The 22,947-nt window shown below is 37.4% G+C and carries 20 protein-coding genes, 1 tRNA gene and 1 pseudogene; 10 read left to right on the top strand and 12 right to left on the bottom strand.

Annotation, left to right across the window (positions count from 1 at the left end):
* Nucleotide 1: 1 nt before the first annotated feature.
* The 4 genes from cobA (at nucleotide 2) to A3Q34_RS14735 (ending at nucleotide 3,759) form a co-directional block, all read left to right on the top strand.
* Nucleotides 2-808 carry a uroporphyrinogen-III C-methyltransferase gene (gene cobA / locus A3Q34_RS14750; RefSeq protein ID WP_070376042.1) on the top strand — a complete coding sequence of 269 codons (807 nt, stop codon included), beginning with the start codon at nucleotides 2-4 and terminating at the stop codon, nucleotides 806-808.
* A gap of 138 nt (nucleotides 809-946) precedes the next feature.
* Nucleotides 947-1,510 (top strand): PH domain-containing protein, encoded by a 564-nt coding sequence (locus tag A3Q34_RS14745; protein ID WP_070376041.1) that lies wholly within the window; start codon nucleotides 947-949, stop codon nucleotides 1,508-1,510.
* Nucleotides 1,503-3,101 (top strand): PH domain-containing protein, encoded by a 1,599-nt coding sequence (locus tag A3Q34_RS14740; RefSeq protein WP_070376040.1) that lies wholly within the window; start codon nucleotides 1,503-1,505, stop codon nucleotides 3,099-3,101. The genes A3Q34_RS14745 and A3Q34_RS14740 overlap by 8 nt, the downstream gene beginning before the upstream one ends.
* Before the next feature lie 7 nt (nucleotides 3,102-3,108).
* Nucleotides 3,109-3,759 (top strand): sulfotransferase, encoded by a 651-nt coding sequence (locus A3Q34_RS14735; RefSeq protein ID WP_070376039.1) that lies wholly within the window; start codon nucleotides 3,109-3,111, stop codon nucleotides 3,757-3,759.
* Nucleotides 3,760-3,811: 52 nt separating this feature from the next.
* Here A3Q34_RS14735 and A3Q34_RS14730 read toward each other — a convergent pair whose 3' ends face one another.
* Nucleotides 3,812-4,183, bottom strand: coding sequence for a DUF2750 domain-containing protein (locus A3Q34_RS14730; protein WP_070376038.1), 372 nt, complete (start codon nucleotides 4,181-4,183; stop codon nucleotides 3,812-3,814).
* 139 nt (nucleotides 4,184-4,322) lie between these two features.
* On the opposite strand from A3Q34_RS14730, the gene A3Q34_RS14725 reads away from it, so the two are divergent.
* On the top strand, nucleotides 4,323-5,522 hold the full coding sequence (locus A3Q34_RS14725; RefSeq protein ID WP_083278036.1) for an HD-GYP domain-containing protein: 1,200 nt from the start codon (nucleotides 4,323-4,325) through the stop codon (nucleotides 5,520-5,522).
* Between the two features lie 321 nt (nucleotides 5,523-5,843).
* Here A3Q34_RS14725 and secF read toward each other — a convergent pair whose 3' ends face one another.
* The 5 genes from secF to queA form a co-directional block, all read right to left on the bottom strand.
* Complete coding sequence (gene secF / locus A3Q34_RS14720; protein WP_070376037.1) at nucleotides 5,844-6,791, bottom strand: protein translocase subunit SecF; 948 nt, start codon at nucleotides 6,789-6,791, stop codon at nucleotides 5,844-5,846.
* A 13-nt stretch (nucleotides 6,792-6,804) separates the two neighbouring features.
* Nucleotides 6,805-8,652 carry a protein translocase subunit SecD gene (gene secD / locus A3Q34_RS14715; protein WP_083278035.1) on the bottom strand — a complete coding sequence of 616 codons (1,848 nt, stop codon included), beginning with the start codon at nucleotides 8,650-8,652 and terminating at the stop codon, nucleotides 6,805-6,807.
* A 120-nt stretch (nucleotides 8,653-8,772) separates the two neighbouring features.
* Nucleotides 8,773-9,108, bottom strand: a complete 336-nt coding sequence (yajC, locus tag A3Q34_RS14710) for a preprotein translocase subunit YajC (protein WP_070376035.1) — start codon at nucleotides 9,106-9,108, stop codon at nucleotides 8,773-8,775.
* Between the two features lie 57 nt (nucleotides 9,109-9,165).
* The gene (gene tgt / locus A3Q34_RS14705; RefSeq protein ID WP_070377190.1) at nucleotides 9,166-10,281 is read right to left on the bottom strand and encodes a tRNA guanosine(34) transglycosylase Tgt; all 1,116 of its coding nucleotides are present in this window, start codon (nucleotides 10,279-10,281) and stop codon (nucleotides 9,166-9,168) included.
* A gap of 126 nt (nucleotides 10,282-10,407) precedes the next feature.
* Entirely contained in the window at nucleotides 10,408-11,460 is a 1,053-nt protein-coding gene (gene queA, locus A3Q34_RS14700) for a tRNA preQ1(34) S-adenosylmethionine ribosyltransferase-isomerase QueA (protein WP_070376034.1), read from the bottom strand.
* Nucleotides 11,461-11,698: 238 nt separating this feature from the next.
* Between queA and aceK the strand changes: the two genes are divergently transcribed.
* From aceK to rimI, 5 genes are all read left to right on the top strand, one after another.
* Nucleotides 11,699-13,432: a bifunctional isocitrate dehydrogenase kinase/phosphatase gene (gene aceK, locus A3Q34_RS14695; RefSeq protein WP_070377189.1), complete on the top strand. Its 1,734-nt coding sequence runs from the start codon at nucleotides 11,699-11,701 to the stop codon at nucleotides 13,430-13,432.
* 152 nt (nucleotides 13,433-13,584) lie between these two features.
* A tRNA-Trp gene (locus A3Q34_RS14690) sits at nucleotides 13,585-13,661 on the top strand.
* A gap of 194 nt (nucleotides 13,662-13,855) precedes the next feature.
* Nucleotides 13,856-17,020, top strand: coding sequence for an EAL domain-containing protein (locus A3Q34_RS14685; protein WP_070376033.1), 3,165 nt, complete (start codon nucleotides 13,856-13,858; stop codon nucleotides 17,018-17,020).
* Nucleotides 17,021-17,172: 152 nt separating this feature from the next.
* Complete coding sequence (locus A3Q34_RS14680) at nucleotides 17,173-17,523, top strand: DNA polymerase III subunit psi (RefSeq protein WP_197517598.1); 351 nt, start codon at nucleotides 17,173-17,175, stop codon at nucleotides 17,521-17,523.
* 1 nt (nucleotide 17,524) lies between these two features.
* Complete coding sequence (gene rimI, locus A3Q34_RS14675) at nucleotides 17,525-17,974, top strand: ribosomal protein S18-alanine N-acetyltransferase (protein ID WP_070376031.1); 450 nt, start codon at nucleotides 17,525-17,527, stop codon at nucleotides 17,972-17,974.
* A 199-nt stretch (nucleotides 17,975-18,173) separates the two neighbouring features.
* On the opposite strand, the pseudogene A3Q34_RS14670 reads toward rimI, so the two are convergent.
* The 6 genes and pseudogenes from A3Q34_RS14670 to napF all read right to left on the bottom strand — a co-directional run bounded on the left by A3Q34_RS14670 (nucleotide 18,174) and on the right by napF (nucleotide 22,776).
* A pseudogene (locus tag A3Q34_RS14670) lies at nucleotides 18,174-18,763 on the bottom strand (NapC/NirT family cytochrome c).
* Between the two features lie 36 nt (nucleotides 18,764-18,799).
* A complete protein-coding gene (locus A3Q34_RS14665; protein WP_070376030.1) occupies nucleotides 18,800-19,258 on the bottom strand; it encodes a nitrate reductase cytochrome c-type subunit in 459 nt (152 codons plus the stop codon).
* 40 nt (nucleotides 19,259-19,298) lie between these two features.
* Nucleotides 19,299-21,794, bottom strand: coding sequence for a periplasmic nitrate reductase subunit alpha (gene napA / locus A3Q34_RS14660; protein ID WP_070376029.1), 2,496 nt, complete (start codon nucleotides 21,792-21,794; stop codon nucleotides 19,299-19,301).
* Nucleotides 21,791-22,096, bottom strand: coding sequence for a chaperone NapD (locus A3Q34_RS14655; RefSeq protein ID WP_070376028.1), 306 nt, complete (start codon nucleotides 22,094-22,096; stop codon nucleotides 21,791-21,793). The genes napA and A3Q34_RS14655 overlap by 4 nt, the downstream gene beginning before the upstream one ends.
* A gap of 2 nt (nucleotides 22,097-22,098) precedes the next feature.
* Nucleotides 22,099-22,239 carry a TIGR02808 family protein gene (locus tag A3Q34_RS14650; protein ID WP_070376027.1) on the bottom strand — a complete coding sequence of 47 codons (141 nt, stop codon included), beginning with the start codon at nucleotides 22,237-22,239 and terminating at the stop codon, nucleotides 22,099-22,101.
* Nucleotides 22,240-22,269: 30 nt separating this feature from the next.
* Nucleotides 22,270-22,776: a ferredoxin-type protein NapF gene (gene napF, locus A3Q34_RS14645; protein ID WP_070376026.1), complete on the bottom strand. Its 507-nt coding sequence runs from the start codon at nucleotides 22,774-22,776 to the stop codon at nucleotides 22,270-22,272.
* Between the last annotated feature and the right edge of the window lie 171 nt (nucleotides 22,777-22,947).

Here is a 22,947-nt window from a genome sequence, read left to right as displayed (position 1 = left end):
AATGACCCTAATGATGCCTGACTCACCAAACAGTAAACAACCTTTTGCTTGTGGCGAAGTCGCTTTAGTTGGCGCGGGTCCTGGCGATCCTGATTTACTCACCTTACAAGCTTTTCGTTTCATTAAACAAGCTGAAGTCGCCATTTATGACCGATTAGTAAGTGCTGAAATATTAGCGTTATTACCCGAAAATTGTCAGCGAATTTATGTCGGTAAAAAACAGGCAGAACACAGAGTCCCCCAAGACAAAATTAATCAGCTATTAGTTGATTATGCTAAACAAAACAAAAAAGTTTTACGCTTAAAAGGCGGCGATCCTTTTGTTTTTGGTCGAGGAGGTGAAGAAGCACAATATACCTTAAAAAATGGTATCGCTTGTCATATTGTACCAGGAATGACCGCGGCCTCTGCTTGCACTAGCTATGTAGGTATCCCTTTAACGCATAGACAAGTCGCACAAAGTTGCACCTTTATTACTGGTAACGTCCAAGACAATGGTGAATTATCACTGCCATGGCACACGCTTAACGATAATAAACAAACCGTTGTCTTTTATATGGGGATCAAAAGCTTACCCATTATCAGTGAGCAACTAATCAAGGCGGGTCGTAAAGCTTCAACACCCGCAGCATTGATTTATAAAGGAACAAATCCAGAACAACAAGTTTACCGTGGTACGTTAGCGGGATTGAACCACTTAGTTGAATTACATGATATAAAACCACCAACATTAGTCATTATTGGTGATGTTATTAACACCTTTGATGAGAAGCGCTTGATGAATTTAGGTTATTTATCACCAGAATAATACTAAACACCCAAAAAATCTTTTAAGAAAATCAAGCTCCGCACTGCGCCAATATTAATCATGTTGTTCGATTTATATTAAGAATTATAATAACAATTACCCACTCTTTTGATAATAAAAATAATAGGAATAGCGATTATGCAGGGCACTGAGAATATCCCAGGAACGGTTAACTTTTCAAACACAGATTTAACAAGTAACGATTTACCAAGATTAGACTCACTAAAATTTGAAATGTTATCGCCGCTTTATGCAAAAAGTAACCGCTATATCACCTTATTTATCACCCTGTTTATTATAAGTATTTTATTCATCGTTCAGCTACAACACTTTATTACCTTAACTACTGCAGTAAATAACTTTGTAAGTTATGTTATTTGGGTAATAGCACTGATTGGTTTTATGAGTACCCTTTACACTATAGTTGCCGATAAAAGAAAGTTTTACGCACTTCGCCAACAAGACCTTAGTTATCAAAGTGGCGTTATTTTTCTCAAAACTGTTAGCCAACCTATGCTACGTATTCAACATGTAGAGCTAAAGCGTGGTCCTATTGACCGAAAAATAGGTTTGGCTAAACTGCAAGTTTTCAGCGCTGGTGGTGCATTGCACACTTTTGAAATTCCAGGTTTACCGTTAGAGAAAGCAGAGAGCATTCGCCAATTTATTCTTGATCACAAAGATGTTAACCATCATGGATAAATCAACACCGACGCTAGAGAGCGATGGAGAAGTAACAATTCCCCCTCTTGGCTCGAAACAAAACACCAAAGACTGGCAGCGTATATCACCTATCGCTATTATTTATTTTTTAGCAAAATTTGTGATGGGATTTTTAAGTAATATCGTCGTTTTTTTACCCGCATTATATTTAGGTTACGATAATTTTATTGCACATCCCCATTTGTGGCTACCGATAGGTTTAGCCATACTCGCCATTATTATGATCTCGACCTTCTTAAGTTTCTACTTCTTTCAGTATCGATTATATCAGGATCATATTGAAATACGCTCTGGCGTAATTTCAAAGAAATACGTTAATTTACCTTTTGCTAAAATTCAAAACGTAAAACTAGAGCAACCGTTGTATTATCGACTATTCGGTTTTACCTGTCTCCAGCTTGATACTGCAGGCTCCGCTATGCAAGAAGCTAAAGTTGTCGCTTTAAAAGTAGACTTTGCCGAGCAACTTAAAATAGAAATTTTAGCTCAGCATAAAATAGCCAGTTCGACAGTCGCCGATGCCGATGCCGAAACAGTTAATGACTTAGCATCAAAGGATCAAAACAACGAAACTATTTTAAACACACGCAGTATTACAGACCTTATTATTCATGGCTTAACTAACAACAGAATCTGGATTTTCCTTGGTGGCTTAGCACCATTTTTTGATGATTTTGGTCGCTATATTGTTGAGTTTTTTAATGGCTTGGGTATCGACCTTGAAAAATTCTTAACGTTTGCTGATAAACCCATGTGGCAAGTTGGTTTATACGCACTAACCTTAACTTTTATTATTTTATTACCTTTTACCTTATTTTCTATCGCCGGCTCTATTATTACATTTTACCAGTTCACCTTAAGTAAAGTCGACGATCGTTATATTCGCCGCAGTGGTCTGTTAACCAAGTATGAAGTGATCATGCGATTATCCCGCCTGCAAATGGTAGTTCGTCAACAAGATTGGCTTGATGTGATACTCAAACGAATTAACCTTAAATTTGAACAAAGCAATAGTGCTTTAAATCAGTATCAAGCGAGTGCACAAAATAATCGTATTATTGTTCCATCAATTAATCCTAGCGAATGTTTGGCGTTAGTTAACAACGTATACCCAACTAATAAAATGATGACGGTTGATTATCAAAGTATTAGTAAACGTTTTCTGTTGCGTAATCTTGGCTATATTCTCACCCCAATATTTATTTCACTGTTAGTTTTTTTCATCACTGTTGATAAACCTAATTTATTAATGGCTATAATTCCCGGTTATTTATTTGTTGGTTTGTTAATTTTTATGCGTTGGTTTCGTTGGGGTTATGCTAAAGATGAAGATTTTATTTATATCCGTAAAGGTTATTTTGGCGTCGACTATTACTGTTTTCCTATTTTTAAAACTCAACAAGTTCAGTTTAAACAAAGTTGGTTTCAAAAACGCCACCAACTCAGTTCAGTAAGCATAGTATTAGCGGCAGGCGCGCAAGATATTCCTTTTATCAAACAAGAGTTTGCCTACCAATTACTTGATAATGCACTTTACCAAGTAGAAAGTAGCCGCAAATCTTGGATGTAACTAAGAGATGAACAGCACTAAAATATTCATTATCGGCTTACCTCGCACCGGCACAACCAGTATTTGTGCCGCCATGCTTGAACTCGACTATACCGTCGCACACACAGCCTATACGCAAAAAACTTTTGATCAAGCACAAGTGATCGCCGATACGCCCATTTTTGCTGATTTTAAACGTCTAGATACATTTTACCCTAACAGTAAATTTATCTATTTGTCCCGTGAGTCACAAAAATGGTTACCCTCGATTAAACAATTACTACAACGTATGTATATCAACGTTACCCGAGATGATGGTGGTTTTAATACGATTATTAAACGCTGTTACCAGAGTACATTTTCACCTTTTACCTTAGATAATATTGAAGATGATAATTTTTTATCATTATGCTACCAGCGGCATAAGAGTGAGGTTGGGCAGTATTTTCTTGCTCGCCCAAAAGACTTACTGACTATAGATGTTAGCGAGTCAGACAGTTATCAAAAATTACTCAATTTTTTATCTTTAGCGCAAGGAAATGAGTCGGCAAGCTTTGAGCGGCTCAATACGGGTGGCAAAGTGACCGCCTGGAAAGATTTAATCAATAAAAATAAAATAGCGTCGACCAAGAATGGTCGAATAAGTTTACTAACTTATTTAGATGCATCAGGCGAATAACAACAGCATGTTGAGCTCTATAATAAAGTCAACATACTGCTTTTTCTAAACGTTACAAAGCTTCAATTTCAGCGAGTGCTTGACTAAATTCGGCTAAATCTAACTCAACATATGTATTATCATCGGTATCACTAGTTTCTTCTTGCCAATTAATACCAACGATAACGCCGTCTTCACTAAGGTCTTCTAACCAAAATTCCAACCAGTCACTTAAAGTTATTTTAGTCGGTACATATTCCTGCCATTCATCAACACAATGCTTCTGAGCGAGTTCTTGGCTTGACCATAATGGCATAACTTCAGTGTTTTCAAAGTTAATAGAGTCAAGTACTACCCAATCTTCTGCTGACTTTTCTTGCAGTGCCCAGAACGATTGATTGTTTTTAACGTCGACTAAAAAGGTGCTTAAGATTGTTGAATTCATGATTATTGGTATCAATTAATTAATGAGCAGTCTTTAATTATCTCACACCATCTCATTTGCTAATATAACAATTTATTGTAAAAGTATAAAAAACAAGCAAGTATGAATGAATATGGAACAATAATAATAAAAATACTATATGACTGAAGAAGTTAGATTGAAGACATTAAGCATTGATGAATTAGAAATTGGTATGTTCGTTACCACCGTAATGCTTAAACACAGCAAAACAAAAGTAAAAAACCAAGGCAGAGTTAACTCTCAAAGCACAATAATGTCTTTAAAAAAACAAGGCGTTACTCAAGTTATTATCAAACTTGAGTCTGGTAAGGAACAAAATCAAAATCTGACTGTTAAAGAAGAAAAGTTATCAACGGCAGAGTCAGTGACTTTACCTTGCTCATTAAATGAAGAATTTTCACGTTCGTGTGAAATCTATGATGATAGTAATAAAAAAATTCAAGATTTATTCAATCAAGCGAAAAGTCAAAAAAATCTATCACCACAGGCAATCAGTTTGCTCGCCTCAGAGATAACCAACTCGGTTATTCGTAATCAATATGCCATAACTATTTTAACGCGTATTCGCCATCACTCTACCTATCAATGGGAGCATGCCACTAACTGCGCCATCTTAGTATGCGGCTTTGCACTTTTCCTTGGCTTAAATAAAGAAACCGCTGAAAAAATGACATTAGGCGCTTTATTACATGATATTGGTGTTGCAAAAATACCCAAAGGCATCATTGAAAAACCAGATAAACTAACAGTTAATGAAATGGATATTGTTAAAAAACACCTTGCATGGGGACATCAGCTTTGTAAAAAAGATGGCTTTAATGATCCTATCATTATGGATATGTTGATTAATCACCATGAACGATTAGATGGTTCTGGCTACCCAAGGGGCTTAAAAAAAGAAAAACTTTCTAAACTTGCTCGTATTACAGCAATTATTGATGTTTATGACGCCGTAACAGGTGATAAAGCTTATAAAAAAGGTCAACAACCCATTAACGCGTTACGTTATTTATTAGCCGAAAAAGGCAAGTTTGATCAGCTACTTGTTCAACAGTTTATCAAGTATTTAGGTGTCCATCCGGTGGGCTCACTGGTTAAACTTTCTAATGATAAAATAGCCATTGTGGTTGAAGGCAACAGAGCTGAGCCACTAAAACCTAAAGTAAAAACTTTTTATAGCTTAAAACTTCAAAATTATATTAATTCAAAAGATTGCGATCTTTCACTTGTCGCTATTACCATCGTTGGCTCGGCCCGAGCTGAAGACCATAATATTAACATTGCTAAAGTGATACACGACATTGCCAATAAAGCCTAACGTACCTCAAATGTCCTTTTTTAGGCAAAAAAAAGCCGCGTAAGTTACGCGGCATAAAAACATTTGTAAGGGAATAACAAAAGTTTGGTAAGAGCATAGCCCTTAAGAACTAGAGTAATTATACTAATAAACTATTTAATGTAAATACCATACACTAATAAAATTGAAAATTAGCACAATTTTATTTCAAATATCATCTTAATAGTTATTAATAAGCCCTTTTAAACGGTGCTAATCAGTTAATCTTCTTGATAAGACAATAAAAAGCCGAGTAAGAATACTCGGCTTTTAGTTAACAACTTTTATTATCTGATTGATACGTTAAGGCGTCATCTCTTCTTGATCTGCGCCTTCTTTATCAATCACTTCTGGTATCAAGTCTTCTTTAGAAATACCAAAAGCGAGTGCAACAGAGCTTGCTACATAAATAGATGAATAAGTACCAACAAAGACCCCAAACAATAACGCGGTTGCGAAACCATGAATAAGCTCACCACCTCTAAAAAACAGTGCAGCTAATACTAATAACGTGGTTATTGACGTTATAAAAGTACGACTTAAGGTTTGTGTTAACGAAATATTGATAATATCTGCTGGCCCGCCTTCACGTAATTTACGAAAGTTTTCACGAATACGGTCAGACACAACAATCGTATCATTGAGTGAGTAACCTATAACCGCCAATATCGCTGCAAGCACCGTCAGGTCAAACTCAAGTTTTAATACTGAGAACAAGCCCAGTGTTAACAATACATCATGAAATAAAGCAAACACCGAACCTAAAGCGAAACGCCATTCAAAGCGGAATGCTACGTAAACGAGAATACAAATTAGCGCAGTTAACATCGCTAATCCGCCCTGCTCTGCTAATTCATCGCCGACGCTGCCACCGACAAATTCAATACGGCGCATTTCCATGGTTTGCCCTGTGCCTTCTTGTAAGGCACTAAGTACTTCATTACCGAGCATTTCTACGTTTAAACCTTCGCGCTCTGCTAAACGAATAACCACATCACGGCTAGTACCATATAACTGCACAACCGCATCTGGATAGCCATTACTGTCCATTACCGCACGAATTTTGTTTAAATCAGCCGCTTTTTCAAAACCCACCTCAATTAATGTTCCACCCGTAAAATCTAAGCCGAAGTTTAATTTATTGGTCATTAAAGAAAATACAGAAGCAAGCATCAATAAAACACTAAACATCAATGCTCCCTTGCGGTAACTCATAAAGGCGACAGTTTCTTTTAATTGTAAAATTTGCATAAATATCTACGCCCTATATTGAAAGTTTGTCGAGACGTTTTCCGCCCCAAACAGCATTAACTACGGTTCGTGTACCCACAACCGCTGTAAACATTGAGGTAAGAATACCGATAGATAAGGTTATCGCAAAACCCTTAATCGGACCTGTACCAATAGCATACAAAATAAGTGCCGCAATAAGCGTGGTAATATTGGCATCAATAATGGTTGAAAATGCTGCCTCATATCCTTGGTGAATAGATTGTTGAATCGACTTACCTTCTCGTATTTCTTCTCGTATACGTTCGAATATAAGTACGTTGGCATCTACTGCCATACCAACTGTTAGTACAATACCAGCCATACCGGGTAACGTTAACGTTGCCCCAGGAATTAAGGACATCACCCCAACAATTAAGATTAAGTTAGCACCAAGCGCTAGATTTGCTACCACACCAAAAGCACGGTAATAAATAATCATAAAAATAAACACTAAGCCAAAGCCCATTAAAATAGCTTCAAAACCAAGCCTCACATTTTCAGCACCTAATGTAGGGCCAACCGTTCGCTCTTCAACAATTTGAATCGGTGCTACAAGCGCTCCAGCACGTAATAATAAGGCTAAGTTATGTGCTTCACTTTGGCTACCCGCACCAGTAATTCGGAAGGTTTTACCTAAACGTGCTTGAATGGTTGCTACTGAGATAACTTCTTCTATTTTTTCAAAAATAGTATTCCCTTCAGCATCTTTACGGTCAGTGGGTTTATATTCAATAAATACGGTCGCCATTGGCTTACCAATATTGCTTTTAGTCCCATTAGACATTTTTCCGCCGCCGGCAGAATCAAGCGAAATATTGACTTGTGGGCGGCTATATTCGTCAAAGCTTGAGCCTGCATCAACAATATGATCACCAGTTAGCATGACACGTTTTTTCAATAAAACAGGTTTGCCGTCACGTTCATATAATAACTTAGAGCTCGCTGGCACTCTGCCATTAAGTGCCGCACTTAAATCGCCGTCGGTATCAACGAGTCTAAATTCGATAGTTGCCGTTGCATTTAAAATTTCTTTTGCTTTAGCTGTATCTTGCACGCCGGGTAATTCAATAATGATGTGTTTTTTACCTTGGCGTTGCACAAGCGGCTCAGAGACACCCAATTCATTAACACGATTACGAATAATGGTAATGTTTTGTTGCAAGGCATATTCGCGAACTTCTTTAATCTTTTCATCGGTCATTTTTGCAGACAAGGTTAAATTATCCGCATTTTCTGACATTAAAAAATCACGGTAGCGTTTTTTCAAAAAGTCATGGGCTGTAGTTAAGTCTTCCGCATTACGAAACTGAACATTGATGGAGTCGCTCGATTTTTTGACACTGCGGTAACGAATTTTTTCGCCACGTAAATCGGTACGAAAGTCATCAACTAAGGCGTCTTGCGCTTTAACTATCGCTTCACTCATGTTCACTTCCATTAGAAAGCTAACACCACCACTTAAATCTAAACCTAACTTCATCGGTGTACCACCAACACTTGCTAACCATGCAGGTGTTGCCGGTGTAAGGTTTAACGCCACCGAAAATTTATCGCCTAAACTTTCCTCAAGTAAATCACGGGCACGAAGTTGTTGCTCGGTATCACTAAAACGGACAAGTAATTGGCCATTTTCAAGTACAATACTTGAGAATGAAATATTATCTGCAGTCAAATCGCTCTTTACGCTATCAAGCGTTGCAGCATTGGCTTCAACGCCACGTAAACCTGAAACCTGCACGGCGGGGTCTTCAGGGTATAAATTAGGTAAAGCATATAAAGCACCAAAAGCGACTATAAATAGCACCATCAGTGATTTCCATAAGGGGTATTTGTTTAGCACAAGTTCATCCTTTTTATTAACGTTCTTTTAAATCGTTGCAGGTTAGTCATAATGCTCAACTTGTTTAGCAAGTAGCCAAGCAAGTAGCCAAGCAAGTAACTAACCTACCACGACTTACAATTACAATGACTTCATTGTGCCTTTAGGTAATACCGCATTGATTGCTGCTTTTTGAAGAACAACTTCAGTACCTTCAGCAACACTTACTACGATATAATCTTTTTCGTCTGAAACTTTCACAATTTTACCGACGATGCCGCCTTGTGTTAAAACTTCATCGCCTTTTGATAATGCTGACATTAGGCCTTTATGCTCTTTTACACGCTTAGCTTGTGGGCGGTAAATCATAAAGTAAAAAACTAAACCAAAAACGGCTAGCATGATCAACATTGATGTACCATCGGCACCTGCTGCTCCACCGGTTGCTGCGTGTGCTTCACTGATAAATAAACTCATAATTTCCTCTGATTTTTATTGTTAATAAATGGATGATTCTTTTAATTGTGTAAATAGCTATTTTAATTCTGGAACGGGTAACCCGCGTAACGCATAAAACTCGCTCACGAAGTCGTCTAACTTACCTTGCTCTATAGCCGCACGCAATCCTTTCATAACACGTTGATAAAAATGTAAGTTATGTAAGGTATTTAATTGTGAGCCTAGTATTTCATTACACTTATCTAAATGATGCAAATAAGCGCGTGAATAATTCTTACAGGTATAACAGTCACATTCGCTGTCTAATGGCCCCGTATCTGTTTTGTGGCTGGCATTACGAATTTTAATAACGCCGTTAGTCACAAATAAGTGACCATTTCGGGCATTACGTGTTGGCATAACACAATCAAACATATCAATACCACGACGTACACCTTCAACCAAGTCTTCTGGTTTTCCAACACCCATAAGATATCGGGGTTTATTCTCAGGGATCAAGGGGGTGGTGTGATCAAGAATGCGGATCATATCTTCTTTGGGTTCACCAACCGATAAACCACCGATCGCATAACCATCAAACTCGATGTCTTTTAGACCTTTAACAGAAACTTCACGTAAGTCTTCATACATGCCGCCTTGTACAATGCCAAACAAAGCGGATTGATTATCGCCATGAGCAACTTTAGAACGCTGTGCCCAGCGTAATGATAATTCCATCGAACTTTTTGATTCTTCATGTGATGCAGGATATGGCGTACACTCATCAAAAATCATCACAACATCGGCATCTAAACTGCGCTGAACTTCCATTGATCGTTCAGGGGTTAGCATTATTTTATCACCGTTAATAGGAGAACTAAACTTAACCCCTTCTTCGGTAATCTTACGCATTTTACCTAAACTGAACACCTGAAAACCACCGGAGTCAGTAAGAATTGGCTTTTGCCAATTAATAAAATCATGTAAACCGCCAAACTGTTCAACAATTTCAGTACCAGGACGTAACATAAGGTGAAAAGTGTTGCCTAGAATAATTTCAGCGCCTGTTGCCTCAACATCTTCCATTTTCATGCCTTTAACCGTGCCATAAGTCCCTACTGGCATAAACGCTGGCGTTTCTACGGTGCCACGATCAAACGTTAAACGGCCTCGACGTGCTTTACCGTCAGTATTGATTAATTGGTACTTCATCTTACTTTTTACTGGTTTAGTCACTGGTGCTACTGTTTTATCTGTCATATAGACTTTCTCCAAACCCTCTAGCGAAACAGGCTAGCGGTTGTTTATTATAAATTATTAAACGCTTTATACATTATCTTAAATATTGTAATCTTTTTTCGTTAAAAACATCGCATCGCCATAACTGAAAAAACGATATTTTTCATGCACTGCATGTTGATAGGCAGACATCATGTGTTCGTAACCCGAGAAAGCGCTAACGAGCATTAACAGGGTTGACTCTGATAAATGAAAATTAGTGATTAAGGCATCAATTACTTGAAATTCATATCCTGGGGTAATAAAGATATCCGTGTCACCATAAAAAGCGCTAAGCGGTAAGGCTTTATCTTTAGCCACCTTAGCAGCACTTTCTATCGAACGTACCGATGTTGTACCAACAGCGATAACGCGACCGCCATTCGCTTTTGTCAGGGCTATCTGTTGAACAACTTCGTCAGATACTTCAACATACTCAGCATGCATAATATGGTCGGCTATTTCATCGACTTTTACTGGCTGAAAAGTACCTGCGCCAACGTGTAAGGTAATAAAAGCGAGATCAACACCCTTAGCTTTTATTTTTTCTAATAAATTTTCATCAAAATGTAAACCTGCGGTAGGTGCAGCAACCGCACCAGGTTTTTCATTATAAACAGTTTGGTATCTTTCACGATCGCTGTCTTCATCAGGACGGTCTATGTAGGGAGGTAATGGCATATGGCCAATTTCTTCAAGCACAGATAAAACTGATTGATCACCCTGTATTTCTAATTCAAATAAAGCACCATGGCGACCAAGCATAGTCGCAGAGACTTTGCCTTCTAAAATAAGTTTGTTACCGACTTTCGGTGACTTACTGGCACGAATATGAGCAAGAAAACGTTTTTCGTCGAGGATCCTTTCAACCAAAACTTCAATTTTCCCCCCACTTTCTTTTTGTCCAAACATACGCGCTGGTATTACGCGGGTATTATTAAAGATAAGTAGATCACCAGCATTAAGTTGTTCAATAATATCGGTAAATCCAAGATCAAGGATTTTACCACTATTACCGTTAACAGACATTAAACGACTTGAGGTACGATCCGCTTTCGGATATCGGGCAATAAGTTCTTCGGGTAAATCAAAAGAAAAGTCAGCTACGCGCATGTAAATACCAATTAGAATATCTATTTTAAGAGAATAAAAAACGCGTAATTTTAGTGTTCAGCGCCAACAATAGCAAGTAATAACGCCGATACAGTGGCAATAAAGGGTCAAGAGACCTTAAATATAAAACAGCTCAGTATTTACCTTGTTTATAATCATCATATTGGAAACTTTATCTCCCCTTTTTGACAATTTACCGTATGCTGAGATTATCGATAAATTTATAGTTGAAAATATCATGAACAATATTGCTTTTGCTCTCGCTAAAACCATCCTTAATGGCTTTGAGCGACATATCTATCTTTTTAGTGAAATTACTCAATCCGCAAAAAAACGCTTTGAACTCTGCCAATGGCAAGCGGTTCAAGATGCAGCAAAAAGTAGAACAGACTTTTATGATAAACGTGTTGAAGAAACACTTGAGACCATTAAAAAAGATTTTTTTGTCTCAAATCTTGACGAACTTTTATGGCAAAACGTTAAGGTAAGTTACGTCGATTTATTAAAAGAACACCATCAACCAGAGCTAGCAGAGAGTTTTTATAACTCTATCTTTTGTCATTTATTTGAACGTAAGTACTACCACAATGCTTTTATTTTTGTAAAAAGTACCGTTGAAAAAATAGAAAACATTGCCAGTCCTATTATATACACGCGCTATTTGCCAAGTGAGTTAGGCCTAGAACAAACTATTGCGGCTATTATGAATAATGCCAACTTCAACATTCCCTTTGTTAACTTAGAAAGAGACATGAAAAGTCTTATAAAGTCTTTTCGCGTTCAAGCTCATAAAACACGATATAAACTTAGCGAATTGAAGTTCGATATTCTTGATTTTATATTCTATCGTAACAAAGGGGCTTATATTATTGGTCGAGTTATTTCTCCTGGCGGCGAAACCCCCTTTATTGTCCCTATTGTTAATAATGAAAAAGAAGGAAAAGCAGCAGGATTATACATAGATGCGTTGTTAACTGAAGGGGCAAATATGGCGGTGGTTTTCGGTTTTGCCCGCGCTTACTTTTTTGTCGACTGTCAGCATCCCTTTGCTTTAGTGCAATTTTTAAAACGCTTAATTCCTCATAAAACTTTAGCCGATTTATATTCAGCCATTGGTTTTCATAAACAAGGGAAAACACAGTTTTATCGCGATTTTCTTAATCACCTCGACGCAAGTGATGACAAGTTTGAATTAGCTGCAGGTATTAAAGGTATGGTGATGTCAGTATTTACCTTACCCTCTTACCCTTATGTTTTTAAAATTATAAAAGATAAATTTGCCCCGAGTAAGACCATGACTAAGCAAGAAGTTAAAGGGAAATATCGCTTAGTTAAATTACATGACCGAGTTGGACGAATGGCTGACACCATGGAATACTCTGAAGTTGCTTTTCCCAAAGACCGTTTTAGTGAAGAATTATTAACAGAGCTGCTCAATGTTGCTCAATCTATTATTCGTTTTGAAGATGAATTAATTATCATCAAACATTTATATATTGAGCGTCGTATGACACCGCTCAATTTATATCTAGCTAAAGCGAGTGATGAGGAAATTGAAGAAGCAATGTATGGCTATGGCAGCGCGATAAAACAGTTAATTGCTGCCGATATTTTCCCTGGCGACATGTTACTCAAAAACTTTGGCGTAACCCGACACGGACGAGTCATATTTTACGATTATGATGAAATAACCTATATGGATGAAGTTAACTTTAGGGTGAAACCAGAAGCGATTACCGAGGAACAAATTTATGCAGCAGAACCTTGGTACTCGGTAGCACCTGGCGACATGTTTCCAGAGGAAATTGCGACTTTTGCGTTGGCAAATAAGAAATACCGCAATGCTTTTTTATTACATCATGCGGATTTGTTAGAAGCCAGTTTTTGGCAACAATGCCAAAAAAGTGTGGCTACGGGTAAATTTGAAGATGTATTCCCTTACCCAGAGGCACTACGTTTTTGTAATAATTAATAGTGTATCTGTGATTGTTTGCTTTATCTGATAATAATTGAGTTTAAAACAAACGCAATGTTGTTATTTTAAGCAAACAGTCATTTATTTCATTTTTTTTGACTTTAGCGCTTTACCTTTGCTATTGCTTGCGTATAATTCGAATCCGTTGCAGGGGTGTAGTTCCAATTGGTAGAACAGCGGTCTCCAAAACCGACGGTTGGGAGTTCGAATCTCTCCACCCCTGCCAATTTTTTCTTAGCTATTTCTAGCTATGACCAATAATCTATCTTTATAAATCACCGAAAACTTAATAGTAACTCAGTTCTCTAAAAATAAGAGCAGTCATTATACTTATTAAAGTATAATTTATTTTTAGGTGAAGAAATAAAAATATAACCTATAATATATTTATTACTTCTAATAATATCTGACTGGAATAATTTGACACTTTTTAGTACTGTGCCCCAAATAAAATTACCCTATTTATTATTTTTTTCTTTATATTTCATAATATTTAGCGCTGTTGCCACAGAAATAACCAGCGAAGTAAATTTAGACACCGATTATCAGTCTATCCGTAATAATACGTCGATTTCATTTCAAGAAAAAGAAAGTAGCTACACTAAACTGCTTGAGCAAGTAACGCCGTTTAAAAACAAGCGCTTTGAAGCACTAATTATTAATCAGTTGCATTACAATGCTATTTTTCAAGGAGATACTATTAATGCTCAAAAATGGTTAGACCGCTATAAAAAAAACCTTAATCAAATCATTTCAAAAAAATCCTTATTAGCATTAAATCTTCTATTAAAAAAAAATCAGCTGCTTGAGTTACAAAATGATCAACAACATCTGCCAGCATTAAAGATTTCCTTGCTGTTATTTAATCAGATGAACAACCTAATAATAAAAAGAAATAACAGTCTTTTAAATGATGATGCCCACCTGACCAACTTAGATGTTGCTGAAATTAATAATTTAACTGGTATTTCGTATTTCTCAATTGGCGATTATGATCAAGCACAACAGTATTTTATTACTAGTTTGCGTTTATATGAAGACTTGCAGGCTTTACAAGGTGTCGCGGCGGCGCTTAATAATTTATCGCTAATTAGCTGGGCACAAAAAGATTTTCATGCGGCCTTAAAATATTTAGAGAGACCTATAGAGATATCACAACAGCTTAACGACAGTGCGCTTTATATCATTAACATTTCAAATCAAGGTATTTATTATACTGATCTCAAACAGTTTGAGAATGCAATCGTATCCTATAAAAAAGCAATTAATCACCCTGACAGTAAATATTTTCCTAAACAGACATTAGGTGCCATTATTGGTCTCGCCGAGGCCTACATTACAATTAATGAATTAACATTAGCAAAGAAGCAATTAGAAGAAGCGTTGCAATTAACTGCAGCAACCAAGAATAAAAAATCACAAATTAGTGCAGAAGGCTTTATTGGCGATATTTATCTACTGCAGGGAGAGCCTCTTCGAGCTTTAGCTATTTATAATCGCGCATTACTTTACTATCAAGAGACCAAACTTCAAAAACTTGAAGCAGATACTTATAAACGCATCAGCAAAGCTTATCAAGCGCAGAAAAATTGGCAACAAGCCTTTAATTTTTATGAAAAACATACCCTGTTAATTAATAAACTTAATGACGAAGCACAGCAAAAATCGATCAGGGTCCTACAAAATCAATATAAAGCAGAAGTAAAACAGAAAAAGATCAACTTATTACAAGCTGAAAATCAATTACAAACATTAGAGTTACAGTCAGCAAAAGTTCAAAGTATTGTGACGATTGTTATTAGTCTATTTTCCTTAGTCATTTTATTACTTACGGTAAATCGTCATTATATACGAAAAGAAAAAGTACGTTTAACACGTCACAATAATGAAATCAGAGCCAATGAAGAACAGCTGACGTTATTGTCTATTGCTTTTAAGAATACGGCTGATGCGGTATGGATAACCAATAAAGACTTCGAAATTGAAGTAGTAAACAATGCTTACGTGACACATACCCACAAGCATAAATCTGAAGTAATAGGTCAAAAGGTAGTTTTTGCAGAAATAAATGGTCAGCCTGCTGATTTATCTGAAAAATTACGCGCTCAGGCTATGGTGCATGGTAGTTGGTTGGGCGAGCTTTTTGATCAAAAATCTACCGGTGAAATTTATAGTTTAGAATTAGAGATTGAAGTGATAACAAACGATAATAATGAAATCATCCATTATCTTGGTGTGTTTAGAGACATTACTGAAAAAGTAAAAATACAACAGCAATTGAGTAAGCTTGCTACCCACGATGATTTAACCGAATTGCCTAATAGAACCCTACTGCATGAATTGATTGTCCAATCTTCTTTGAACTCCCAGCGCTCTCACAAATCACCAACCGTACTATTACTTGATGTAAATAGTTTCAAAAAAATTAATGACACTTATGGTCATAGTGCCGGTGATGAAGTTATCCGTGAAATTGCCCATCGTTTAAGTGCGGTATTATACCCAAAAGACGTTATTGCACGTATTAATGGTGCTGAATTTTGTATTTTAGTTGAGCTTTCTGACCCTAATTATGGCGCTATCGCTGTTGCACGGAAAATACTGTCTTGTTTTGACACTGCATATGCCTTTGATGACCACCAGTTGCCTGTTACCGCAAGCATTGGCATTACTCGATACCCTGAAGATGCTGATGTTCCTCAAGAGCTATTAAGAAAAGCAGCGTTGGCAATCTTTGATATTAAAGCTCAAAAAAAGAATAATTATCAATTTTTTGAACAGCGCATGAACAGTGAAGTTGCAGAACAATTAGCGCAAGAACAAAGGCTACTCACAGCAATAAAAGATGAGACCTTTGAATTTTATTATCAACCCTTTGTTGATACTAAGTCTGGCTTAATCTCGGGTGCAGAGGCCTTAATTCGCTGGGTTGAAGCGGACGGTAATATTATTTACCCTGACAGTTTTATTCCTTTTTCTGAAAAGCTTGGTCTAATAGACCAACTGGATAAAATCGCAATAAATAAGGTCTTCGCTCAAGTTGCTTTATGGCAAAAACAAGCGTTAGACTTTGGACCTATTGCCATTAACTTATCAGCAAAAATGTTTTCTGACTCAGCAGCCCTTATTGCACTTTTAAAAGTGAAACTAAACCAATATGGCATCCCTCCCGCCAGAATAAAAATTGAAATTACTGAAGGCATGTTACTGGATAAAATAGATATCGCTATTTTAACCATGCAACAGCTTAAGGCACTTGGCTTTAAGCTTTCATTAGATGATTTTGGTACAGGTTTTTCTTCTTTAAGTTACTTAAAACAATTTCCTATCGACATTCTCAAGATTGACCGTTCGTTTATTATGGGAATGCATGAGTCTTCAATCGATCAAAGTATTGTTCGCTCTATTATTAACTTAGCTAATAATTTAAATTTAAGTGTTATCGCAGAAGGGGTGGAATTAAGTGAGCATTTAGTATTTCTCCAACAATTAAACTGTCAGGAGTATCAAGGTTATTATTTCAGTAAAGCCATTAGTTTTAAAGAGTTAGAACAACTAGTCATGACTCAAATAAAAACGCTATAAAGTACAATGGCTTTATCTTTAAATTTGCGATTAATTTAGAATCAGAGGATTAATACACCACCAATAATAACGGGTATATTTGGTATTAAGTGAAAATTCTGTCATTATGTGCTTCTTACTTACGCTATGCTTTATCGCCTTAATTTATGACCATGACTAAAAGACAGTTTTCGCACTTGCAGGCTATGGGTATTGAACTTTGGCAGTTAAAAAATAGCAAAAAAACGAACAATAGCGACCATCCTCTTTATCTAGACATTGAACTTGCTACATTAGTTGATACTCATATCTTTACCGACATCCTGCACTCTTTAGGTTGCTCCATTGGTGAAGTAAGTTGCAATAATAACGCCTTATCGATAGGTTTATTAACCTGGCAATTTAGTGAACAGACTGATATATCACTAACAAAGCATCACTTGGTTACCCCGTCGATTAACGTTTTGAAAAATTCTCCGCTATTAAAACAAACACTTTGGCAAAAACTACAAGAAATTCAATAATATGACTTTTAGCTACCATAAAATATCAAGCAACGACGTAGACTTACTAATCCCTATAGAGAATGCTTGTCACTCTCACCCATGGAGTGAAAAAACCTTTAACGGCTGTATTGGCGCGCGCTATTATGGTCATTACTTACAAGTAGATAATGAGTTAGTGGGTTTTTATATTGGCGAGCATGTCGCTGGTGAAGCAACGTTAATGGATGTTTGTGTATTACCAACACTACAGGGCAAAGGTTATGGTAAAGCATTACTAGAACACTTTTTTATGCAATCAAAAAAACTAAACAATACCGTTATTTGGTTAGAAGTTCGGGCAAAAAACATCAGTGCTCAAATGATGTATATCAATAATGGCTTTATTGAAACTGGCAGAAGAACAGGTTACTACCCAAGTGCCTCTGGTTTCGGTTATGAAGACGCTATCGTCATGAAGAAAGTGCTCTAATACCTAATAAAACAGGCATAAATAAGTTTCCAATTAATAGAGTTCAGTAAAAAATCTGCTGCAATAATCAGAGCGATAAGAGTTAAATCTATCATACACGAAACAAAATAAAGCCTCTTTAATCATGACAATTAAAGAGGCTTTTACATATCACAGTTTCACCAATAAGCGTTTAAGCTATTCACGTAAAGTCAGTAAACTACCAGTTTTCAACACCTTTCATGTCTGGTAATTCATGGGCGATACCCTTATGACAATCTATACAGGTTTTTTCGCCAGAAGCCAGTGCACTTGAATGCATTTTAACACTGCGATTACCTTGTTCTGAAAAGTCCATGTACTCAAAGTTATGGCAGTTACGACATTCCAGTGAATCATTCTCTTTCATGCGTTTCCATTCACGTTCAGCCAATTCGCGGCGATGATCTTGAAACTTTTCTCTCGTGTCGATCAAGCCAGTAAGCATGCCCCAAACTTCTTTACTCGCCGCAATTTTACGAACAATTTTATGTGTCCATTTTTTGGGAACATGGCAGTCAGGACAAGTAGCACGAACGCCAGAACGGTTAGAGTAATGAATCGTTTCTTTGTATTCTTCATAAACATTATCTTCCATTTCATGACAACTAATACAGAACTCTTCGGTATTGGTCACTTCAAGCGCGGTATTAAATCCCCCCAAAAGATAACACCGCCAGCAAAGCCGATAGCTAAAATAAACCATAAGGCGGCACTGCTTGGCGACTTTAAATACGAAAGTAAGCTTTTTATTTTTGATTTTTTGGTCATGTTAATCCCCTAAATTACGTTTAGTTAAACCAATCTTTAATCATTACCTAACGATTCAACGGGTTTAAAAAGATTATCAACCAACTCAGGTGCATCAGCTTGTGTAACATGGCATTGAGAACAAAAGTAGCGACGCGGAGAAACATCTGACAGTGTTTTACCGTCACGTGTTTCAAAGTGCGTTAAACTTATTTTGGTTGCGCCAGTTTCTCTCGCATACTTCCAACCATGACAAGTTAAACACTTATTACTGTCTTTATTGACCCGATAACCACGTATTTGATGAGGCACAACAGGTGGTTGATGCACATAATTGCGCTGAATAGGGTTTTTATCTTTAATGACACGTTTAAGCGCTTCTGCACTTTTGGTTTCATTAATTTTAGCTATGCCACGAATAGTCTCTAAACCGCCTGACGTTACTTCTTGATAAGCTTGTACGCTTAATGCCATGGCTAAACTGGCTGTTATCATTATTATTGATAATATTTTCATTTTTACCTCTACCCGGTAGATTAACTAAATTTAATTAGTGCTAAACAGTGACTTTTTTCACTTTTACCGCACATTTTTTGAAGTCAGTTTGTTTAGACAAAGGATCGGTAGCATCTAGGGTTAACTTATTAACCAATTGTTTTGCATCAAACCAAGGCATAAAAACTAAACCTTTCGGGGGTCTATTACGGCCACGAGTTTCAACACGAGATTTTACTTCACCTCGACGAGATTCAATCAGCACCTCATCACCACGGCGTAAACCTCTTGCTTTAGCATCGTCAGGGTGGATAAATAACACCGCATCAGGAAATGCTTTATGAAGTTCAGGCACGCGCGCAGTCATAGAGCCTGAATGCCAATGTTCAAGAACACGACCGGTACTCAGCCATAAGTCGAATTCTTCATCGGGTGACTCTGCCGCTGGCTCGTAGGGTAAGGCAAATATATTGGCTTTTTTATCTTTATGGCCATAGAACTGCACTTCACTGCCTTTCTCTACATAAGGGTCGTGCCCCTCACGAAAACGCCACTTAGTTTCTTTACCATTAACAACCGGCCACCTCAGGCCGCGCTCTTCGTGATAGCGATCAAAGGGGGCTAAATCATGACCATGTCCGCGGCCAAAGGTTGCATATTCTTCAAATAAGCCTTTTTGAATATAGAAACCAAAATAATCACCTTCAAAGTTAGTATCACCTTTGGATTCACTCATCGGGAATTTATCTACATTACCGTTTGCATAAAGCACGTCAAACATAGTTTTGCCACGGTATTCAGGATTCTTGGCAAGTAATTCTTCAGGCCATACTTCTTCAATTTTAAAACGTTTAGAAAATTCAACTATTTGCCATAAATCTGAACGCGCTTCACCTGGCGCATTTACTTGTTGATGCCAAAATTGTGTACGGCGCTCTGCATTGCCGTAAGCTCCCTCTTTTTCTACCCACATAGCAGTAGGTAAAATCAAGTCAGCGGCTTGTGCGGTTACCGTTGGGTAAGGGTCTGAAACGACAATGAAATTTTCTGGATTACGATAGCCAGGGATCCCTTCTTCATTGATATTTGGTCCGGCTTGCATGTTGTTATTACACATAACCCAATACGCATTTAATTCGCCGTCTTTAAGCATACGATTTTGCAGAACGGCGTGATAACCGGGTTTAGGTGGAATAGTACCTTCAGGTAATTTCCATATTTTTTCAGCTATCGCTCTATGTTTAGGATTTTTAACAACGAGATCGGCAGGTAATCTATGTGAGAAAGTCCCTACTTCACGAGCCGTTCCACAGGCTGATGGCTGTCCGGTTAATGAAAACGGGCTGTTACCCGGTTCAGATATTTTACCCGTTAATAAATGCACGTTGTACATAAGATTATTTGCCCAAACACCACGAGTATGCTGATTGAAACCCATCGTCCAAAACGAAGTCACTTTAACTTTAGGATCCGCATAAAGTTTAGCCAGTGTTAATAACTTATCTTCAGAAACGCCCGAAAGTTTTGACGTATATTCAATACTATAAGTGCTAACAAATTTAGCAAAGTCATTAAAGCTCATCGGTTTAGATGCGCCACTGTCAGGGTTTTTAGCCGCTTTTTGTAATGGATGAGAAGGGCGTAAACCATAACCAATATCAGTAACACCTTCACGAATATTGACATGCTTTTTCATGAAATCTTCGTTAACGGCGTTATTTTGAATAATATAATTAGCAATAAAGTTTAATATCGCTAAATCTGTTTGTGGTGTAAAAATCATACCGTTATCAGCAAGTTCAAAACTTCGATGCTTATACGTTGATAATACGTTTACTTTTACATGAGGATGACTTAAACGACGATCAGCTAAACGCGACCATAAAATAGGATGCATTTCCGCCATATTAGAACCCCAAAGTACAAAGGCATCGGCGTGCTCTAAATCATCATAACAACCCATAGGTTCGTCGATACCAAAGGTACGCATAAAACCACCCACAGCTGACGCCATACAGTGACGAGCATTAGGATCAAGATTGTTGGTTAAAAAGCCCGCTTTCATTAATTTTGAAGCGGCATAACCTTCCCAAACAGTCCACTGACCCGAACCAAACATACCAACAGAGGTCGGTCCTTTTTTCTTTAAAGCAGCTTTAAATTTTTCAGCCATAACATCAAAGGCGGTATCCCAGCTTACCGGTGTAAACTCACCGTCTTTGGCATAAACACCGTCTTTCATCCGTAATAACGGTTGAGTTAATCGGTCTTTACCGTACATAATTTTGGATAAAAAGTAACCTTTAATACAGTTGAGGCCTTTGTTAACTTCTGCTTGAGGGTCTCCTTGAGTCGCCACCACTTTTCCTTCTTGTGTTCCAACAAGCACACTACAACCTGTGCCACAAAAACGACAAGGGGCTTTATCCCATTTAATGGTGGTATCCGACGATTTAGTCAGCAAGTTTGAAGCTGAAGATGGCACAGCAATGCCCGCAGCGACAGCAGTTGCTGCAATGGCGTTCGCTTTTATAAAATCACGTCTTGTTAATGTCATACCTTTATCCCTTGATGTTGTGGTAGCCCATAATCATTATGATGAAAAATCAATGATGAAGAGATCACACCCGGTAAATTACTCATATCTGTAATGGTGTTAATAAGGCCTTTGCCTTTTTCACCTCTGTTTAAATCATTTTCTTCTATGGTAACCACCATAGAACCGTTATCAGCAATTTCATGCACTTCAGCGCCAGGAAACCCGCCAAGTTCTTTGGCCACTTTGGTGGTATTACTTGGCTGAGCAACAAAAAGCACACCAGCAATATTAATAGGTTTTTCTTCGAGTAGATTGATCATGATTATTCCCCAGCCGGCTTAATACCTAACATTTTTAAAAGCGCGATAGCGACTAAAGCGGTACCGGCAAAACCAGCTAAAAAAATAACAGGCATCGATGAATACCCTAAGATATTCCAAATCATTTGTTCAAGAGCGCTCATATAACTCTCCTATTAGTGTGTGTGGGTTGCTCACCCACAGAATTTTTTTGGTGTTAATTCAATAGATGATTGCGGGCAAATAGCAACACAGGCCCCACAATTTGTGCAGTCACTAAGTTTTATCTGGGGTTGTGGTACTGATGAATTTATATATTTAAAAGATATAGCTTCTGTCTCACAGCACTCTTGACAACTTTGACAAAACACATCGTTAACTGCTAAGCAATCGCCCTTTATGGAGATATCTAAATCCCAAGCATTAATTTCTGAAGCCAGTGCGCGTTCAGCAAAAAGTGGCTGTTGACAACTTTCAACGCACGCTTGACAAAAAGTACACTCTCCTTTTAAAAAGTTAACTTCAGGAAAGCCGCCATCACCTTTTTGGATGATATTTTCAGGACAAGACGTTAAACACTCACCACACTGTGTGCAACCAGCAATAAAAGTGGTTTCATTGAGCACCCAAGGCAATCTGATTGCCGGAGCGGTTGTTAATTTTTTTGCTTTAAAAAAATTTCTTCTAGCTAAATCAACCATGCTATCTCGTTATTTTTACGTCGTATTTCAGACTTTCTACTCAAGCGTAATTTATCTTATACTCGAAAGTGAGATATTGATTTTGATCAAGACTTTCAAATAATATGACTATTGATGTTTTTATTAAATTCAGAAAAAGCGAGCTTTTATTGACTTTATTATTGAATATCA

It is taken from the genome of Colwellia sp. PAMC 20917 (assembly GCF_001767295.1).
GTDB lineage: Bacteria > Pseudomonadota > Gammaproteobacteria > Enterobacterales > Alteromonadaceae > Colwellia_A.
The sequence above is the reverse complement of the archived record's forward strand: the minus strand, read 5'-3'. Positions and strand labels throughout refer to the sequence as shown.

Coding starts and splice junctions, on each gene's coding strand:
- cobA (WP_070376042.1), top strand. CDS start 2: ATGACCCTAATGATGCCTGACTCACCAAACAGTAAACAACCTTTTGCT.
- A3Q34_RS14745 (WP_070376041.1), top strand. CDS start 947: ATGCAGGGCACTGAGAATATCCCAGGAACGGTTAACTTTTCAAACACA.
- A3Q34_RS14740 (WP_070376040.1), top strand. CDS start 1,503: ATGGATAAATCAACACCGACGCTAGAGAGCGATGGAGAAGTAACAATT.
- A3Q34_RS14735 (WP_070376039.1), top strand. CDS start 3,109: ATGAACAGCACTAAAATATTCATTATCGGCTTACCTCGCACCGGCACA.
- A3Q34_RS14730 (WP_070376038.1), bottom strand. CDS start 4,183: ATGAATTCAACAATCTTAAGCACCTTTTTAGTCGACGTTAAAAACAAT.
- A3Q34_RS14725 (WP_083278036.1), top strand. CDS start 4,323: ATGACTGAAGAAGTTAGATTGAAGACATTAAGCATTGATGAATTAGAA.
- secF (WP_070376037.1), bottom strand. CDS start 6,791: ATGCAAATTTTACAATTAAAAGAAACTGTCGCCTTTATGAGTTACCGC.
- yajC (WP_070376035.1), bottom strand. CDS start 9,108: ATGAGTTTATTTATCAGTGAAGCACACGCAGCAACCGGTGGAGCAGCA.
- tgt (WP_070377190.1), bottom strand. CDS start 10,281: ATGAAGTACCAATTAATCAATACTGACGGTAAAGCACGTCGAGGCCGT.
- queA (WP_070376034.1), bottom strand. CDS start 11,460: ATGCGCGTAGCTGACTTTTCTTTTGATTTACCCGAAGAACTTATTGCC.
- aceK (WP_070377189.1), top strand. CDS start 11,699: ATGAACAATATTGCTTTTGCTCTCGCTAAAACCATCCTTAATGGCTTT.
- A3Q34_RS14680 (WP_197517598.1), top strand. CDS start 17,173: ATGACTAAAAGACAGTTTTCGCACTTGCAGGCTATGGGTATTGAACTT.
- rimI (WP_070376031.1), top strand. CDS start 17,525: ATGACTTTTAGCTACCATAAAATATCAAGCAACGACGTAGACTTACTA.
- A3Q34_RS14665 (WP_070376030.1), bottom strand. CDS start 19,258: ATGAAAATATTATCAATAATAATGATAACAGCCAGTTTAGCCATGGCA.
- napA (WP_070376029.1), bottom strand. CDS start 21,794: ATGACATTAACAAGACGTGATTTTATAAAAGCGAACGCCATTGCAGCA.
- A3Q34_RS14655 (WP_070376028.1), bottom strand. CDS start 22,096: ATGATCAATCTACTCGAAGAAAAACCTATTAATATTGCTGGTGTGCTT.
- A3Q34_RS14650 (WP_070376027.1), bottom strand. CDS start 22,239: ATGAGCGCTCTTGAACAAATGATTTGGAATATCTTAGGGTATTCATCG.
- napF (WP_070376026.1), bottom strand. CDS start 22,776: ATGGTTGATTTAGCTAGAAGAAATTTTTTTAAAGCAAAAAAATTAACA.